This window comes from Leifsonia sp. AG29 (assembly GCF_009765225.1).
Classification (GTDB): Bacteria; Actinomycetota; Actinomycetes; order Actinomycetales; family Microbacteriaceae; genus Leifsonia.
In genome coordinates this window covers 2,371,064-2,387,529 of sequence record NZ_VMSF01000001.1, presented here as the reverse complement: position 1 = coordinate 2,387,529, position 16,466 = coordinate 2,371,064, and the positions used below count along the sequence as shown (strand labels likewise).

Annotated in this window: 17 protein-coding genes; 12 read left to right on the top strand and 5 right to left on the bottom strand. The window is 69.4% G+C overall.

Annotated features, from left to right (window positions below):
- Positions 1–3: 3 nt before the first annotated feature.
- Positions 4–1,113 (top strand): CAF17-like 4Fe-4S cluster assembly/insertion protein YgfZ, encoded by a 1,110-nt coding sequence (gene ygfZ, locus FPT20_RS11485; protein ID WP_158868096.1) that lies wholly within the window; start codon positions 4–6, stop codon positions 1,111–1,113.
- Between the two features lie 22 nt (positions 1,114–1,135).
- Here ygfZ and FPT20_RS11480 read toward each other — a convergent pair whose 3' ends face one another.
- Positions 1,136–1,957: a class I SAM-dependent methyltransferase gene (locus FPT20_RS11480; RefSeq protein WP_158865388.1), complete on the bottom strand. Its 822-nt coding sequence runs from the start codon at positions 1,955–1,957 to the stop codon at positions 1,136–1,138.
- Between the two features lie 56 nt (positions 1,958–2,013).
- Here FPT20_RS11480 and FPT20_RS11475 point away from each other — a divergent pair, with 56 nt between their 5' ends.
- Positions 2,014–2,763, top strand: coding sequence for a phosphoglyceromutase (locus FPT20_RS11475; protein WP_158865385.1), 750 nt, complete (start codon positions 2,014–2,016; stop codon positions 2,761–2,763).
- A 20-nt stretch (positions 2,764–2,783) separates the two neighbouring features.
- Entirely contained in the window at positions 2,784–3,224 is a 441-nt protein-coding gene (locus FPT20_RS11470; RefSeq protein ID WP_158868094.1) for a 2'-5' RNA ligase family protein, read from the top strand.
- A 7-nt stretch (positions 3,225–3,231) separates the two neighbouring features.
- On the opposite strand, the gene phoU is transcribed toward FPT20_RS11470, so the two are convergent.
- Positions 3,232–3,891, bottom strand: a complete 660-nt coding sequence (gene phoU, locus FPT20_RS11465; protein ID WP_158865383.1) for a phosphate signaling complex protein PhoU — start codon at positions 3,889–3,891, stop codon at positions 3,232–3,234.
- Positions 3,892–4,088: 197 nt separating this feature from the next.
- Here phoU and FPT20_RS11460 point away from each other — a divergent pair, with 197 nt between their 5' ends.
- Together FPT20_RS11460 and FPT20_RS11455 are read left to right on the top strand one after the other, a co-directional pair.
- Entirely contained in the window at positions 4,089–5,240 is a 1,152-nt protein-coding gene (locus FPT20_RS11460; protein ID WP_158865381.1) for a sensor histidine kinase, read from the top strand.
- Entirely contained in the window at positions 5,237–5,920 is a 684-nt protein-coding gene (locus FPT20_RS11455; protein WP_158865379.1) for a response regulator transcription factor, read from the top strand. The genes FPT20_RS11460 and FPT20_RS11455 overlap by 4 nt, the downstream gene beginning before the upstream one ends.
- Before the next feature lie 313 nt (positions 5,921–6,233).
- Here FPT20_RS11455 and FPT20_RS11450 read toward each other — a convergent pair whose 3' ends face one another.
- Entirely contained in the window at positions 6,234–6,740 is a 507-nt protein-coding gene (locus tag FPT20_RS11450) for a hypothetical protein (RefSeq protein ID WP_158865377.1), read from the bottom strand.
- Between the two features lie 177 nt (positions 6,741–6,917).
- On the opposite strand from FPT20_RS11450, the gene FPT20_RS11445 reads away from it, so the two are divergent.
- The 7 genes from FPT20_RS11445 (at position 6,918) to FPT20_RS11415 (ending at position 13,791) form a co-directional block, all read left to right on the top strand.
- Positions 6,918–7,400 (top strand): CarD family transcriptional regulator, encoded by a 483-nt coding sequence (locus FPT20_RS11445; RefSeq protein ID WP_055914438.1) that lies wholly within the window; start codon positions 6,918–6,920, stop codon positions 7,398–7,400.
- Positions 7,401–7,485: 85 nt separating this feature from the next.
- Positions 7,486–8,640 carry a 2-C-methyl-D-erythritol 4-phosphate cytidylyltransferase gene (gene ispD / locus FPT20_RS11440; protein ID WP_158865375.1) on the top strand — a complete coding sequence of 385 codons (1,155 nt, stop codon included), beginning with the start codon at positions 7,486–7,488 and terminating at the stop codon, positions 8,638–8,640.
- Positions 8,641–8,683: 43 nt separating this feature from the next.
- Positions 8,684–10,117 carry a cysteine--tRNA ligase gene (gene cysS, locus FPT20_RS11435; protein WP_158865373.1) on the top strand — a complete coding sequence of 478 codons (1,434 nt, stop codon included), beginning with the start codon at positions 8,684–8,686 and terminating at the stop codon, positions 10,115–10,117.
- Positions 10,114–11,127, top strand: coding sequence for a 23S rRNA (guanosine(2251)-2'-O)-methyltransferase RlmB (gene rlmB, locus FPT20_RS11430; RefSeq protein ID WP_158865371.1), 1,014 nt, complete (start codon positions 10,114–10,116; stop codon positions 11,125–11,127). The genes cysS and rlmB overlap by 4 nt, the downstream gene beginning before the upstream one ends.
- Before the next feature lie 731 nt (positions 11,128–11,858).
- A complete protein-coding gene (locus FPT20_RS11425; RefSeq protein WP_158865369.1) occupies positions 11,859–13,103 on the top strand; it encodes a hypothetical protein in 1,245 nt (414 codons plus the stop codon).
- Positions 13,103–13,441: a hypothetical protein gene (locus tag FPT20_RS11420; RefSeq protein WP_158865367.1), complete on the top strand. Its 339-nt coding sequence runs from the start codon at positions 13,103–13,105 to the stop codon at positions 13,439–13,441. Before FPT20_RS11425 ends, FPT20_RS11420 begins: the two co-directional genes overlap by 1 nt.
- Complete coding sequence (locus FPT20_RS11415; protein WP_158865365.1) at positions 13,438–13,791, top strand: hypothetical protein; 354 nt, start codon at positions 13,438–13,440, stop codon at positions 13,789–13,791. Before FPT20_RS11420 ends, FPT20_RS11415 begins: the two co-directional genes overlap by 4 nt.
- A gap of 24 nt (positions 13,792–13,815) precedes the next feature.
- On the opposite strand, the gene FPT20_RS11410 is transcribed toward FPT20_RS11415, so the two are convergent.
- Positions 13,816–15,108, bottom strand: a complete 1,293-nt coding sequence (locus FPT20_RS11410; protein WP_158865363.1) for a DUF4032 domain-containing protein — start codon at positions 15,106–15,108, stop codon at positions 13,816–13,818.
- 118 nt (positions 15,109–15,226) lie between these two features.
- Positions 15,227–16,321, bottom strand: a complete 1,095-nt coding sequence (locus FPT20_RS11405; protein WP_158865361.1) for an ABC transporter ATP-binding protein — start codon at positions 16,319–16,321, stop codon at positions 15,227–15,229.
- Between the last annotated feature and the right edge of the window lie 145 nt (positions 16,322–16,466).

Here is a 16,466-nt window from a genome sequence, read left to right as displayed (position 1 = left end):
GCCATGCCCTCGCCCTTCCTGTCCCTCCCCGGCGCCGTCGACACCGACGGCTCGGGTGTCCCGGCGCACTACGGCAACCCGCTCGGCGAGCAGCGCGCGCTCGCCGAGGGCCGGGCCATCGTCGACCTCTCGGACCGCGCCGTTCTCTCGGTCACGGGCCCCGACCGGCTGAGCTGGCTCAATTCGCTCACCAGCCAGGCGCTGACCGGCCTCCAGCCCGGGGAGTCCTCCGAGACCCTCCTGCTCGATGTCACCGGGCGCGTCGAGCACGCCGCCCGGCTCGTAGACGACGGCGAGACGACCTGGCTGCTCGTCGACCATCCGGAGGCCGAGGGCCTCCGGACGTGGCTCGACTCGATGCGGTTCATGCTGCGTGTCGAGGTCGCCGACCGCACCGCCGAGTTCGCGACGATCGGCACGCTCGGCGACCCGCCCCTCCCGATCGCGGCGCCCGCCGGCGTGCCGTTGATCTGGCACGACCCGTGGCACGCGGTGACCCCCGGCGGGCACCAGTACGCCCGGGGCGAGCACCCGGGCGCGGGGTGGAGCTGGAGCGAGCGACTCGTGCCGCGCGACGCGCTCGCGTCGATCGTCACCCGCGTGCGGTCGGGCGAGTTCGCCGCCGCCGGCACGCTGGCCGCCGACGCGCTCCGCATCGCCGCATGGCGTCCCCGTTTCTCGACCGAGGTCGACGAGCGCACCATCCCGCACGAGCTCGATTGGCTCCGCACCGCCGTGCACCTCAGCAAGGGCTGCTACCGCGGGCAGGAGACGGTCGCGAAGGTGCACAACCTGGGCCACCCGCCGCGCCGGCTGGTCATGCTGCACCTCGACGGATCGGAGGGCGTGCATCCCGGCCGCGGCGCGCTGGTCTCGCTCGACGGCAAGGAGGTCGGCACCGTGACGTCGTCCGCGCTCCACTACGAGCTCGGGCCGATCGCACTCGCGATCGTCAAGCGCAGCGCGGACGCCTCAGCGACCCTCACGGTCGATGCCGATGGCGTTTCCGTTGCGGCGGCTCAGGAGGTGGTCGTGCCTCCCGAGGCGGGCGGGGAGGCCCACGTGCCGCACCTCCCGCGCCTGGGCGCGGTCACGCGCAGACCTCGCGCCTGACGGGTACGTGTCCCCGCGCGTGTCAGGAGGCGGGGGCGACCGCCTCCCAGGCGACGGACAGCTCACCGAGCCGCCAGCGCGCTCGGCCGCCGATGACGGGCCAGCCCGCCGCGCGCAGACTCTCGGCCACAGCGATCCACCGCTGCGTCGGACCGTAGGCGCCGAGCGGGGAGTGCACCCGCCAGAGCCGATCCAGCTCGGTGAGGAAGGCGTGGACGCGCTCGCCGGGCACGTTCCGGTGGATCAGCGCCTTGGGGAGGCGCTCCGCCACGACCGACGGCGCCTCGAGATCGTGGAGGCGCAGCGAGACCGTGAGCGTCCGCGGCCCCTGCGGATCGAGGGCGACCCAGCTCGAGATGCGGCCGAGCTCGTCGCACGTGCCCTCGACCAGCACGCCGCCGGGCTGCAACCGGGCCCGCATGCGCTGCCAGGCGGTCGCCACGTCGGACTCGTCGTACTGGCGCAGCACGTTGAAGGCGCGGATCACCGTGGCGAGACGCCCGGCCGGAAGCGGCACCTCGAAACCCCCGAGCCCGAACGAGATGCGCGCATCGGCGGCGAACGGGGTCGCCCCCGCACGCACCTCCGCCAGCTGCTCCTCGGCCCGGCGCACGCGCGCCGGCTCGATCTCGAGTCCGAGCACCTCGACGTCGGGCCGCACCCGCGCCAACCGGTGATGCAGCTCGAAGGCCGTCACCCCGCTGGCGCCGTAGCCGAGGTCGACGACGAGCGGGTCGGAGGCGCGGCGCAGCTCCGGAAGCGCCGCGATCCACCGGTCGACACGGCGCAGCCGGTTGGTGTTCGTCGTGCCACGGGTGACCGTGCCGACCGCGCCTGAAGCCATGTCCCCAGTCTGCCAGCCGCCGGTCGGCAGGGGCCGGAGACGATAGATTAGGGGGTATGGCCGCTCCCTACACCCTGATCCTCCTGCGCCACGGCAGCAGCGAGTGGAACGAGAAGAACCTGTTCACCGGCTGGGTGGACGTGCGTCTCAGCGAGACCGGCGTCGCCGAGGCGAAGCGGGCGGGTGAGCTGCTCCGCGACTCCGGCCTCACGCCGGACGTGCTCCACACCTCCGTCCTCACTCGCGCCATCCAGACGGCGAACTACGCGCTCGACGTCGCCGACCGTCTCTGGATCCCGGTGCAGCGCTCGTGGAGGCTCAACGAGCGCCACTACGGAGCGCTTCAGGGACTCGACAAGGCCGACACCCTCGAGAAGTACGGTCCCGAGCAGTTCCAGCTGTGGCGCCGCTCGTTCGACGTCCCTCCGCCGCCGCTGCCCGACGACAGCCCGTTCTCGCAGGTCTCCGACCCGCGCTACGCCGGCCTCGGCGCCGACCTCCCGCGCACCGAATGCCTGAAGGACGTCATCGCGCGCATGCTGCCGTACTGGGAGTCGGACATCACGCCCGACCTCGCGGCGGGCAAGACCGTGCTCGTCACGGCGCACGGCAACTCGCTGCGCGCGCTCGTGAAGCACCTCGACGGCATCTCGGACGACGAGATCGCGGGTCTCAACATCCCGACCGGCATCCCGCTCGTCTACAAGCTCGGGGAGGACTTCGCGCCCCTCGAGCCGTCGTACTACCTCGACCCGGAGGCCGCCGCCGCCGGCGCCGCCGCGGTCGCCGCGCAGGGCAAGAAGTAACCACGCCGAGCACGTTCGTCATCGTCGCATTCCTCGGGCGCGAGGCGCCCGAGGAATTCGACGCTGCTGACTGGCCGCTCCACGTCACCGTGGTGCCGCCGTTCGAGATCGAGCTCGATGCCTCGGCCGTCGCGGCGCTGATCCCGGCGGCCGCGCGCATCCCGGTCGTGGGGGCCGGGCGCGAGAGGTTCGGATCACGCCGGACCGTCCCGGTGACCGTGCTCCGCCCCTCGCCCGCGCTCACCGGACTCCACACCGCGATCGTGCAGGCCCTGGAGGGGGCGGGGGCGGTCATGAAGGACCAGCGCCACATCCTCGGCGCGTTCCGCGCGCACGCGACGGATCAGCACGGCGGACGCCTCCACCCGGGAGAGCGCGCCGTGCTCACGGAGCTCAGCGTCGTCGCCCGCGCGCCGCACTCGCGTCGCCGTGTGGCGGCACGAGTGACGCTGGCGCCCTAGCAAGGCCTCAGGAGCTGGCGAGCTCCGGAGCCCAGTCGCCGGTGGCGAGGTACTGGACCTTCTTCGCGATCGAGACGGCGTGGTCCGCGAAGCGCTCGTGGTAGCGGGAGGCGAGCGTCGCGTCGACCGTGTCGACCGCCTGGCCCTTCCACGTCTCGCCGAGCACCTTGTCGAAGACGCTGGCGTGCAGCTCGTCGACGTCGTCGTCGTCGTTGCGGATCTCGTCGGCGAGACGCACATCCTGCGTGCGCAGCAGCTCGGTGAGCTTCGTGGCGATCTGCACGTCGAGGCGGCCCATCTCGGCGAAGGTGCCGCGGAGGCTCTTCGGGACGACCTTGTCGGGGAAGCGGTAGCGCGCGAGCTGCGCGATGTGCTCGGCCATGTCGCCCATGCGCTCGAGGGAGGCGCTCACCCGGAGCGCGGTGACCACGATCCGGAGGTCGCGGGCGACCGGCTGCTGACGCGCGAGGATCTGGATCGACAGCTCGTCGAGCAGGACGGTCAGCTCGTCGATCTTGTGGTCGTCGGCGATGACCTCCTCGGCGAGGGTCACGTCGGACTCGTTGAACGCCTGCGTGGCCTTCTGGATCGAGCCGACGACGAGCTCGGAGATCTCGACGAGCCGCTCTTGGACTTCGGCGAGCTCCTGCTGAAAGACTGCGCGCATGAGGGGTTCGGTCCTTCCTGGGCGTGCGGCGGGCACGCGGGATGCGGGGGTCTTGTGACCCCGACCAGCATGTTTCCTGCGGCAGGTTAACGGTCGGTGCCGTCAGCCTGAACAATGTCTAACGTACCCGCGAAAACACGCGGGCTGTACGCCCATCCGGCGAGGACCGCCGTCGCGGATCACCTACGCTTAGCCCCATGGACTCCACCTGGTTGGTGCTGCTCTCGCTGGGCCTGGGGCTCGTCGTCGGCGCCGGATTCGTGTGGATGCTCCATCTCGCCGAGCGCCGGGGCAACCACGCCGCCCAGGTGGTGAGCCCGACGGTCCCGGACGGGGTCGACCAGGTGCTCGACGCCCTGGAGTCCGCCGGGGTGGTGCTCGACCCCTCCAACAACGTCATCAAGGCCTCGCCGGGCGCGCACGCCATCGGTCTCGTGTGGAACGGCGCCCTCGTGCATCCGCACCTCGTCGAGCTGGTGAACCGCGTGCGCCGCACCGGGGAGCCGGTCACCGAGGAGTGCGAGATCGCGCGGGGGCCCTTCGGCGACGCGAACATCCACCTCAGCGTGCGGGTCGCCCGCCTCGGATCGCGGTACATCCTGCTGCTCGCCGAGGACCGCACGGAGTCGTTCCGCCTCGACGCGGTGCGCCGTGACTTCGTCGCGAACATCAGCCACGAGCTGAAGACGCCGATCGGAGCGGTAGGCCTCCTCGCGGAGGCGCTCGACGACGCCTCGGACGATCCCGACCAGGTCCGGCGGTTCGCCCTCCGGCTCAGCGAGGAGGCGTCGCGCCTGGCCCGCATCACGCAGGACATCATCGAGCTGAGCCGGCTGCAGGCCGCCGACGTCCTCCAGGACTCCGAGGAGCTCTCGGCCAAGAAGGTCGTGCGGGCCGCCGTCGATCAGAACCGGGTGGTCGCGGAGGCGCGCGGCATCGAGATCGCCCTGCGCGGCGAGAAGGACGCGACCGTCGTCGGCAACGAGCCGCTCCTCGTCACCGCGGTGCACAACCTCATCTCGAATGCCATCCAGTACTCGCCGGACGGCTCCCGCATCGGGATCGGCGTGCGCGCGGTCGACGGGGTCGTCGAGATCGCGGTCACCGATCAGGGGGAGGGGATCCCCGAGGAGGACCTGGACCGCGTCTTCGAGCGCTTCTTCCGCGTCGACCAGGCCCGCTCCCGCAACACGGGAGGGACGGGGCTCGGCCTGTCGATCGTCAAGCACGCCGTGCAGAACCACGGCGGCGAGGTCCGCGTCTGGTCGCAGCCGGGCCGCGGCTCCACTTTCACCATCCGGCTGCCCGAGGCATCCACCGTCCGCCCCCCGATAGGAGAGAACCTGTGACATCCATCCTGCTCGTCGAGGATGAGGCCGCGCTCAGCGAGCCGCTCGCGTACCTGCTCAAGCGCGAAGGATACGAGGTGACGGTGGCCGAGGACGGGCCGAGCGCGCTCGCCGACTTCGACCGGGACGGGGCCGACCTCGTGCTCCTCGACCTCATGCTGCCGGGCATCCCGGGCACCGAGGTCTGCCGCGAGATCCGCACCCGGTCGAACGTGCCCATCATCATGCTGACCGCGAAGGACTCCGAGGTCGACATCGTGGTCGGGCTGGAGCTCGGCGCCGACGACTACGTCACCAAGCCGTACTCCTCGCGCGAACTGCTCGCCCGCATCCGCGCGGTGCTCCGACGCCGGGTGGAGGCGGAGGAGGACCTCGACGACGGTGTTCTGGAGGCGGGGACCGTCCGCATGGACGTCGACCGGCACACGGTCTCGGTCAACGGGGCCGAGATCTCCATGCCGCTGAAGGAATTCGAGCTGCTCGAGCTGCTCCTCCGCAACGCCGGCCGGGTGCTCACCCGGGGTCAGCTGATCGACCGGGTCTGGGGGAGCGACTACTTCGGCGACACCAAGACGCTCGACGTGCACATCAAGCGGATCCGGTCGCGGATCGAGGAGAGCCCGTCCGAGCCGCGCATGCTCGTGACCGTGCGCGGGTTGGGGTACCGCTTCAACGCCTGAGTCGCTGGCCTCCGCGCCTCCCGCCTCCGCGCGTGCCGCCTCCGCGCGTGCCGCGCCGGCCGCCCCTCCCTCGATGGTCCCGAAGACATTCGTGACGAATCCCTCCTTCGCCCCTCTCGACCCCCGCATTCGGCACGAACCTCGGCGCATGCCGCTGAGTACATTCGGGCCGAATGTTGCGTTCGCCGCGCCCGAATGGCGCGTTCGGCACGAATAAGGGGAGGTGTGGCAGCGGTGTCGACACCGCGCAGGCGAACGAAAGAAGCCGCCCCTCCGGTCGGAAGGGCGGCTTCGAACTCCGAGACCGGAGAACCTACTGCTGGGCCGGGGCGCTGGTGGGAGGAACGAGGCTGCTGTACTCGGGGAGGCCGCCGTCGAGGACCGGGACGGTGAGGTCGAGACCCGTGGCGTCGCCGTACTGGAAGTAGACGGGGAAGAGTGCACCCGGCTTCGCGTCGAATCCCGGGATCAGCACGGTGCTGCCGTTCGCCGACTGCGGGTTGCGGCCCAGCTGCTTGACCTGCCCGGGCTCGACCGTGACGTACGCGGGGGTGGACCCCTGCTGCCCGGCGGTGATGCGCACGCGGTGGCTCTTCGAGTCGGTGTTGACCAGGGTCACCACGAGGTTGCCGACGGTGCCGCCCTTGGCGTCGGCGATGATCATGGCGTTCCGCACATCGACCTGGCCGACGCTGCCGCTGATGCCGTCGCTGGCGTCGTAGTGCTTGGTGGTGGCCTGCGGTGCGACGAGCGTGCAGGCGCTTGCACCCAGCGCGACCGCCAGGGCGAGGACGACCGACGCCGCGACTCGAGCTTTCACTGATGTCCCTCCAGATCGTTCCGCTCGATGGCGCGTGCGGCCGTGTGCGAGGCGGATTTTTCCCCTCCACTCTAACGTATGGGGACGGCGCGATCCCGGGGTCCGGTGGGCGTGAGGGCGAACCTTAGCATGTGCCTCGTGTGGTATCCTATTCTTTGCTGAAGGGACAACATATCTATGCTTTTCGAGGTTGGCGAGACCGTCGTCTATCCGCACCACGGTGCCGCAACGATCACCGAAGTCAAGAAGAGAATCATCAAGGGTGAAGAGAAGCTGTACCTCAAGCTCAACGTGACGCAGGGCGACCTGACCATCGAGGTCCCCGCCGAGAACGTCGACCTGGTGGGTGTGCGCGACGTGATCGGCAAGGAGGGCCTCGACCGCGTCTTCGAGGTGCTGCGCGCTCCGTTCACCGAGGAGCCCACCAACTGGTCCCGTCGCTACAAGGCCAACCTCGAGAAGCTGGCCTCGGGCGACGTCATCAAGGTGTCGGAGGTCGTCCGCGACCTGTGGCGCCGCGACCAGGACCGCGGGCTCTCCGCCGGCGAGAAGCGCATGCTCGCGAAGGCTCGTCAGATCCTGATCTCCGAGCTCGCCCTGGCCGAGAAGACCGACGACGAGCAGGCTTCGAGCCTCCTCGACGAGGTGCTCGCCTCCTAGGGCTTCACCCGCTCGACTCACGGCCCCGCTGCTCCGGCAGCGGGGCCGTCGTCGTCGGGCGCCGCCCCGGCGGTAGTCTCGTGTCGTGGACATCAACGGTGAGCCGCGCGTCGCGGTCGTGATCGTGGCGGCGGGCTCGGGCACACGGCTCGGGGCGGACCTCCCCAAGGCGTTCGTGCAACTGGCCGGCCAGACCCTGCTGGAGCGCTCCCTCCATTCCGTTCGCGGCATGCGGCATCGCGGGCAGACCGTGATCGTGGCGCCGGAGACGCGTCTGGATGAGGCGCGCGGCCTCGCCGCCGCTGTTCTCAGCGGTTCGGTGCAGGTGGTGGCCGGCGGCGAGACCCGGCAGCAGTCGGTCGCCGCAGGGCTCGCCGCAGTCGAGAGCGCCGACGTCATCCTCGTGCACGACGCGGCTCGCGCGCTCACTCCCTCCACGCTGTTCGACGCCGTCGTGGACGAGGTCGTGGCAACCGGCGACGGAGTGGTGCCCGGCCTCCCCGTGAGCGACACCATCAAACGCATCGACGAGGACAGCACGGTGCGCGAGACGGTGGACCGCTCCCAACTCGCCGCGGTTCAGACGCCGCAGGGATTCCCGGCGGAGGTACTGCTCGCCGCCTACCGCGCGGCCTCGACCGACGAGACGGATGACGCAGCACTCGTCGCCGCGATCGGGCACCGCGTGACGGTCGTCCCCGGGGACGCGCACGCCTTCAAGATCACCACCCCGTGGGACCTGCGCCGGGCCGAGGAGTTGCTCTCCGCCTCCCTGATGCCGCGCGTCGGGTTCGGGACGGACACGCACTCCTTCGACCCCTCCGCCGAGCTCTGGCTCGCGGGACTGCACTGGCCCGGGGAGACCGGGCTGGCGGGTCACAGCGACGGCGACACCGTGGCCCACGCCATCGTGGACGCCCTGCTGTCAGCCGCGGGGCTCGGCGACATCGGCGAGGTCTTCGGAACGGGCGACCCCCGCTTCTCGGGCGCCCACGGGGAGGTGTTCCTCACCGAGACCCGGCGGCTCGTGGAGGCGGAGGGGTACCGCATCGGGAACGTCTCGGTCCAACTGGTCGGGAACCGCCCGAAGTTCGCACCGCGACGGTCCGAGGCGGAGGCGCTCCTCGGCGGGATCCTCGGCGCGCCCGTGTCGGTGAGCGCGACGACGGCCGACGGCCTGGGCTTCACCGGACGGGGCGAGGGCATCTCGGCCTACGCGACGGCGCTCCTCCTCCGCTGACGCGCACGCCGCTTCCGGGGGCCGGGCCCTCTAGGCTTGTGGCGTGACTGTGCGACTGTTCGATACGAAGGCCGGCGCCCTCCGCGACTTCATCCCGCTGCGCCCGGGCGCGGTCGGCATGTACGTCTGCGGGCCGACCGTGCAGTCGTCGCCGCACATCGGGCACCTCCGTTCGGCGCTCGTCTACGACCAACTGCGCCGCTGGCTCTCGTACCGCGGGTTCGACGTCACGCTGGTGCGCAACGTCACCGACATCGACGACAAGATCCTCGTGAACGCGGCGGCCCAGCAGGCCGAGGGCAGCTCCGAGGAGTGGTGGGGGCTCGCCTACCGGTTCGAGCTCGAGTTCTCGGACAGCTACCGCGCTCTCGGCATCCAGCCTCCGACCTACGAACCGCGCGCCACGGCGAGCATCCCCCAGATGCAGGCGATCATCCAGCGGCTCATCGATCGCGGCCACGCCTACGCGGCGGCCGACGGCTCCGGCGACGTCTACTTCGAGGTGCGCAGCTGGCCCTCCTACGGCGAGCTCACCCGTCAGAGCATCGACAACATGGAGGCGGCCGCCGACGCCGACCCTCGCGACAAGCGCGACCCGCGCGACTTCGCGCTCTGGAAGGGTCGCAAGCCCGAGGAGCCGGAGTCGGCCTCCTTCCCGTCGCCGTGGGGGGAGGGGCGACCCGGCTGGCACATCGAGTGCTCCGCCATGTCGCGCCGCTACCTCGGCCCGCAGTTCGACATCCACGGCGGCGGCCTCGACCTGCGCTTCCCGCACCACGAGAACGAGCTGGCGCAGTCCACCGCCGCGGGCGACGCGTTCGCCAACTACTGGGTCCACAACGGGCTCGTGCACGTCAACGGCCAGAAGATGAGCAAGTCGCTCGGCAACTCGGTCTACGCCTCCGATCTGCTCGGCGCCGCCCGGCCGCTCGTTGTCCGCTACTACCTGGGGTCGGCGCACTACCGGTCGACGATCGACTTCCACGACGGGTCGCTGAGCGAGGCGGAGGCGGCGCTCGACCGCATCGCCGGGTTCTTCGACCGGGTCGACCGCCGGCTCGACGGCACCCGGTTCGCCGGCTCGGGCGTCGAGATCGTACCCGACGCCTTCGCCGAAGCGATGGACGACGATCTCGGCGTGCCGCAGGCGCTCGCCGTGCTGCACGACACGGTGCGTTCAGGAAACGCGGCGCTCGATGCGGAAGACTTGGAGGCCGCCGCGGCCGCACGCGGTCACGTCCTCGCCATGACGGAGGTGCTGGGCATCAACCCGCTCTCGCCGCAGTGGCGCTCGGGCGGGTCGTCCGCCGCTGAGGCCGCTCTCGGCGAACTCGTCGGGCGGCTGCTCGGCGACCGCCAGGCGGCGCGCCAGGCGAAAGACTTCGCGGCCGCAGACCGCATCCGCGACGAGCTCACCGCCGCGGGCATCACCATCGAAGACACCCCGACGGGGTCGCATTGGAGCATCGACGAATGAAGAACTCGGGTGGAAAGCCCCGCGCGGGAGCCGTGAGGAAGTCCGGCAAGGGCCCGCAGGTCGGTACCGGCGGACACGGCCGCAAGGCGCTCGAGGGCAAGGGCCCCACGCCGAAGGCCGAGGACCGCGAGTATCACCCCGCGTACAAGGCCAAGCAGCTGCGCGAGCGCGCCGCGGCGAAGGCCGCCCAGCGGGGCGGACGCGACGGGGCCCCGCGCGGCGCATCGGGCGCCTCCCGCCGGGCCAAGACCGGGGACGAGAGCGAGATCGTCACCGGCCGCAACTCGGTCCTGGAGGCGCTGCGGGCCGGGATCCCCGCCTCCACGCTGTACATCGCGTCGCGGATCGAGATGGACGACCGGACTAAGGAGATCCTCACGATCGCGACGGGCCGGTCCCTCCCGGTGCTCGAGATCATGCGGCCGGAGCTCGACCGCCTTGCGGGCCGCGACGCCGTGCACCAGGGCGTCGCGCTGAAGGTGCCGCCATACGAGTACGCGCACCCGGGCGAACTGCTCGACCTCACCCTCCGCAAGGGCGAGACCCCGCTGTTCGTCGCGCTCGACGGCATCACCGACCCGCGCAACCTCGGCGCGATCATTCGGTCGACGGCTGCGTTCGGCGGTCAGGGCGTCATCGTCCCGCAGCGGCGCTCCGTCGGCATGACGGCATCCGCCTGGAAGACCTCGGCCGGCGCCGCGGCCCGGACGCCGATCGCCATGGCCGCGAACCTCACGCAGACGCTCAAGGACTTCAAGAAGGCCGGCGTCTTCGTGCTCGGGCTCGACGGCGGGGGAGACGTGTCGCTTCCGGGCCTGTCGTTCGCCGACCGCCCGGTCGTCATCGTCGTGGGCAGCGAGGGCAAGGGGCTCTCGCGCCTCGTCACCGAGACGTGCGACGCCGTGGTGTCCATCCCGATCTCGGCGTCGACGGAGTCGCTCAACGCCGGCATCGCAGCCAGCGTCACGCTCTACGAGATCGCGAAGCTGCGCGCGCAGGCGCGTCAGTAGCGTACTTTCCCGCCCGCCCAGGGGTATTGTCGCGCCTCACACTCACATGACAAATATCACATGTGAGTGCTAGGCTTCACGTATCTCTCGTGGGGCGAGTGGGTGGACACCGATCTCGGAGCCCAGCGAGAGCCTACATGTCGGCCTTGCGGGGGAGATCGGATGAGGTGCCGAGGACAGCGGATGCCGCTTGCCGCGCGTGTTCCGCGAGCCCCTGATGTGGGGCTCCTATCCGCTGCAAACGCCCGATTTTCGCGGGCCGCAGCACGGTCATCCCGGGTCCCGGGTCCCGGGTCCCGGTCCGAGGCTCCGGGATAGCCAGTGGGTGCGAGTTTGACGCTGTGTGCTGCGGGCCGGAAGCGCATGCGTAAGCGGGTCGTGATTGTCATCGGAATCGTCGTCGCCCTGGCCGTGGGGTTGAGCGCATGCGCGCTAGGAGGGGATGCAGTGAGTAGGCAGCAAGAGAATCTCGCGAATCAGCGGGCGGTGGCTGAGCGCTTCGCGCAGAAACGAGCGGGCGTAGAGGAAATCCGCTTCACGGAAGAAGGAAGCAAGCCGGGCTTAGGAGCGTCCTGGTCGGCAAGGGCTGTCGTCACCATTCAAGGCAGGGAGTATCGAATGCTACTCGGCACGCATTTCACGGCAGGGGAACCTCTCCCCACCCTGCCTCCACAGTCACCCCGGCCCGCAGTGAGCGTGATCTTCAGTGACGGTTCGTCCGAGGTGATTGAGTGATTGCCCCTGAGGACTACAAGCTCATCGCAGACATGTCTTACACTGTCGACCCACTCGAACCGCGAGAGCAGTTGCGTGCTGGGGAAGTCTTCTCAAGGGACGATGGTGCTTCTGAGCAAGAGTTCTTCGTCTACGACACGGCGACCGATCCGGTGTCCGGTTTTCAGGGGATGGCGGCGGTGCCGATCGTGGACGGCGAGCCCGATTTCTCGCACGTCTATGTGGCGTTCGCGGGGACGAACCCCGCTGACCGTGCCGACCTCGTGGCCGATTTAGTTACGGCAACCAGCAAGCGGACCGGGCCGGGCACCCAGACCCACGTGGCCGACAAGTTCATGGATCACCTTGAGACGCGGCTGAAGCAGGACGGGCACGCCGGAGCCCGGATGGAGACGGTCGGGCATTCCTTGGGCGGGTTCCTGGCGATGTGGGTTGCGGGGGAGAGACACTTACCGTCGACGACCTTCAACGGTCCGGATCCGTGGGAGGCGCTCTCCCCACAGGCGAAGGACTGGATCCGCGAGCAGCGCGAGCTGGGCAATCGTCCCATGACCAACTGGGTGAACCAATTCGACCTGATCGGGAACTCTTTCGGACACAAGACGGGCGCCGGCGTTCTCGTCAAGGACGCGCCCGGGAAGGGGCTGCTCGACTACCACAACCTGGCCACGGGATTCGTCTTCGACGGCGGAGTCCTGCGCAATTCGGGCGGGAGACTGCCCACGGTGGAAGAGATCGCGGCCGCGTTGGACGTCGTGGACCCGGGCCACGCGCAGGCCCTGCGGATCGTCGACGGACTGACGTCGACGGTCAAGAGCATGAAAGCCTCCACTCTGGGCACCGTGCTGTCGGGGCTGATCGTCACGGTCGACACCGTGGGCGCCGGCGCGCTCGCGGCATCGATCGGCGGCTTGACGACGCACCTCCACACGATCAAAGAGGTCAACGGCAACCTGATTCCGTCGATGACCGCAGCTCTCGCCAACGCGAAGAGGGCGGCGGCCCAGCTCTACCCGTGGATAACGGAATCGGACATCGAAGACTGCATATGGAAGCACGACCTTCACGTCGAGCTCCGCATCGACGAAGGCGCGGTTGCGGCCGTGGACCGTCTCGTCGACGATCACGTCGCCACGGTCGTGAAGATCTCAGACAGAGTGAACAACGTCGTCAGAAACGCCGTCGAGCAAGACAAGCAATGGGCTCGCGCATACGAACTCGGCCCGATAGGAGAGAGATAGTGTCATTCTGGTTGCCGCAGCTGATCGACAGCGCCGCGAGAGCGGCCTCCGACAGCGTCGACGAGACGATCGCGGCGATCGACGAAGCCGTCCGTGGTGCCGCAAGAAGGATGCTCGACGCTCTCCTCCCTCCGATCGTCGAAAGCCAATACCTGGCCATCAAGAGCGCGAGCTGGCTGGCCATGGAGGGAGCGACCGTCGCTGTGACCACGACGGTCGCAGCAGCGAACGTCGGCATGGCGCTCTCAGGTGCGGTCGAAAAGAAAGTGACGGAAGGCCTTGAGCGGATCGCCTCCGACAACGAGTACGGTCGCGGCGTGAAGAGCATCAGACCATGACTCCGAACGACTATCGCTCGCTGAGCGAACGAGAAGAGGCGCACCGCGAAGAGAACGAGAACGCGAGACGCCGCATCGAGCAGGCAGAAGAGTTCATCGACTACTACCGCGCGCGGATGACATCGATGCGTGAAGACTTCTACGGGCTCGCCACCAGGGAAGGAGTAGCCGACGATCCCAAATTCCGGTGGGTGCTCGAGAAGATCTCAGATGAGGTCGACGAGAACGTCCACGCAGCGGTGGCCGCGGTCGCCGACCTCGAAGAGGAAGCTCACGAAGCGCGACGGCGTCAAGCCATCGAGCTCGAGACCATCGAAGACGAGCTCAGAAGGAACATGTCGCGGGACTAGTGCTCCTTCGAACACGGCCGTCGGTCAGACCTTCGAGCGCCAGTCGTCCTCGTCGTCGGCGGCAGCGCCTCCGACGACGGGGATGCTGATCGTCTCGGTCGGCGGGGCGATCACGGTCGCCTCGTCGCGCCGGTGCCGCAGGATGTCGTTGATGTAGGAGGTCAGCGCCTCCGCAAGCGGGACATCGCGCCCCTCCTTCTGCGACATGAACCAGCGGTGCTCGAGCAGCTGGTGGAACACTTCGGCCGGTTCCAGCTTGCCCTTGAGGTCGGATGGGATCGACCGGATGACCGGCTCGAAGACGCGCAGCAGCCACTCGTGGGCCATCGCCTCCTCGTCGAGACCCTGCTTGCCGAGTGTGGCCGAGTACGAGTCCAGGTCGTTGAGGAGGCGGCGGGCCTGGTTCTCGCCCGTGTCGAGCCCGGTGAGCCGGAGGAGCCGCCGCTGGTGGTGGCCCGCATCGACGACCTTCGGCTGGATGCGCACCTTGGTGCCCTCGTCCGACGTCTTGATCGCGAGCTCCTCGATGTCGAAGCCGAGCTCGTTCAGCCGCTCGACGCGGTCGTTGATGCGCCAGCGCTCCGATGACGAGAATGATTCGCTGCCGGTCAGCTCCTTCCAGAGCGAGCGGTACGCCTGCACGATGCCGTTGGAGAGGCTGATCGGGTCGAGCTCTTCGTCGACCCGGCCGCCGGCTTCCAGATCCATGAGCTCGCCGGCGATGTTGACGCGTGCGATCTCGAGATCGTTCTCCCGCTGGCCGTTCGACAGGCCGCCCTCGTACAGCTGGCCCGTCTCGGCGTCGACGAGGTAGGCGGCGAAGGCGCCGGCGTCGCGGCGGAAGAGGGTGTTGGAGAGGGAGACGTCGCCCCAGAAGAAGCCCACGATGTGGAGGCGCACGAGCAGCACGGCGAGCGCGTCGACGAGCCGCGTGGCGGTGTCGGGGCGGAGCGTCTGCGAGAAGAGCGCGCGGTACGGCAGCGAGAACTTGAGGTGCCGGGTGACCAGCGCGGCGTTCAGCGGCGTGCCGTCGTCATCCGACCGGTTCTTGATGACGGCCACCGGGTCGACGCACGGCACGTCGAGACGTTGCAGGGTCCGGAGCATGTCGTACTCGCGCTGAGCCATCTCGGCCGTCGTCTCCTTGATGGCGATGACGTAGCCCGAGAGGTTGGCGAACCGGACGAGGTGCCGGCTGATGCCCTTCGGCAGCAGCGCGATGTGCTCGTTCGACCAGTCCTCGAGGGGGATGTTCCACGGGAGGTCGAGCAGCGCGGGGTCGACGGTCGCTGCGGTGATGTTGACGGATCCGGCCACGGGTTCCTCCGGTCGGTGAACGGGCGGGAGCGGACCCGCCCCGAAAAGGCACTCTGCCGCAGCCCGGATCCGGACTGCGGCAGAGTGGGGATTCGCTCCTGAGACTTTAGCCGACGGCTCAGTCGACGACGGCACCGCCCAGGCGCTCGCCCGTCTCGGAGTTGAAGACGTGCACGTGGCCCGGCTTCGGGGTGATGTACACGGTGTCGCCCGCGTTCGGGTGCAGGCGGCCGTCGACGCGGCCGACGATGTCGGTGCGCTTGCCCTCGACCTCCGAGTGGCCGTAGAGGTAGCCGTCGGCGCCGAGCTCCTCGACGAGGTCGACGACGACCTTGAGGCCGGTGCCCTCGGCGGTGGAGACCACCACGTCCTCCGGGCGCACGCCGATCGTGACCGACTTGCCGGCCGGGGCCAGCGTGTCGCGGTCGACCGGGACCACGGCGGAGCCGAACTTGACGCCGCCGTCGGTGACGTCGGCCTGGAACAGGTTCATGGCCGGGCTGCCGATGAAGCCGGCGACGAACACGTTGTTCGGCTGGGCGTACAGGTCGCGCGGGGTGCCGACCTGCTGGAGGACGCCGTCCTTCAGGACCGCGATGCGGTCGCCCATGGTCAGCGCCTCGGTCTGGTCGTGCGTGACGTAGACGGTGGTGACGCCGAGGCGGCGGGTCAGCGACGCGATCTGGGTGCGGGTCTGGACGCGGAGCTTGGCGTCGAGGTTCGACAGCGGCTCGTCCATGAGGAACACCTGGGGGGAGCGGACGATCGCGCGGCCCATGGCGACGCGCTGACGCTGACCGCCGGAGAGGGCCTTCGGCTTGCGGCCGAGGTACGGCTCGAGGTCGAGCAGCTTCGCCGCCTCGAGGACGCGCTGTGCGCGCTCCTCCTTGCCGACACCGGCGATCTTCAGGGCGAAGCCCATGTTCTCGGCGACGGTCATGTGCGGGTACAGCGCGTAGTTCTGGAACACCATCGCGATGTCGCGGTCCTTCGGCGGCACGTCGGTGACGTTGCGCTCACCGATGAAGATGTTGCCGTCGTTGACCTCTTCGAGACCCGCGAGCATGCGGAGGGACGTGGACTTGCCGCAACCCGAGGGGCCGACGAGGACGAGGAACTCGCCGTCGGCGATATCGAGGTCGAGGGCGTCCACGGCGGGGCGGTTGGAGCCCGGGTAGAGCCGGGTCGCCTTATCGTAGGTGACAGTCGCCATTGTCTTACTTCTCCTTCACCGGCAGGTACGTGCCGGACGATCCGTTGTGAATGGAATGAACGTGGCGTCGACGTCCATGGGCTTCGATGCCACGAACACATAGTATGGCATCCGCGAGGTCGCCGACGACCGCCCCGGTTCGGCC

Coding starts and splice junctions, on each gene's coding strand:
- ygfZ (WP_158868096.1), top strand. CDS start 4: ATGCCCTCGCCCTTCCTGTCCCTCCCCGGCGCCGTCGACACCGACGGC.
- FPT20_RS11480 (WP_158865388.1), bottom strand. CDS start 1,957: ATGGCTTCAGGCGCGGTCGGCACGGTCACCCGTGGCACGACGAACACC.
- FPT20_RS11475 (WP_158865385.1), top strand. CDS start 2,014: ATGGCCGCTCCCTACACCCTGATCCTCCTGCGCCACGGCAGCAGCGAG.
- phoU (WP_158865383.1), bottom strand. CDS start 3,891: ATGCGCGCAGTCTTTCAGCAGGAGCTCGCCGAAGTCCAAGAGCGGCTC.
- FPT20_RS11460 (WP_158865381.1), top strand. CDS start 4,089: ATGGACTCCACCTGGTTGGTGCTGCTCTCGCTGGGCCTGGGGCTCGTC.
- FPT20_RS11445 (WP_055914438.1), top strand. CDS start 6,918: ATGCTTTTCGAGGTTGGCGAGACCGTCGTCTATCCGCACCACGGTGCC.
- rlmB (WP_158865371.1), top strand. CDS start 10,114: ATGAAGAACTCGGGTGGAAAGCCCCGCGCGGGAGCCGTGAGGAAGTCC.
- FPT20_RS11415 (WP_158865365.1), top strand. CDS start 13,438: ATGACTCCGAACGACTATCGCTCGCTGAGCGAACGAGAAGAGGCGCAC.
- FPT20_RS11405 (WP_158865361.1), bottom strand. CDS start 16,321: ATGGCGACTGTCACCTACGATAAGGCGACCCGGCTCTACCCGGGCTCC.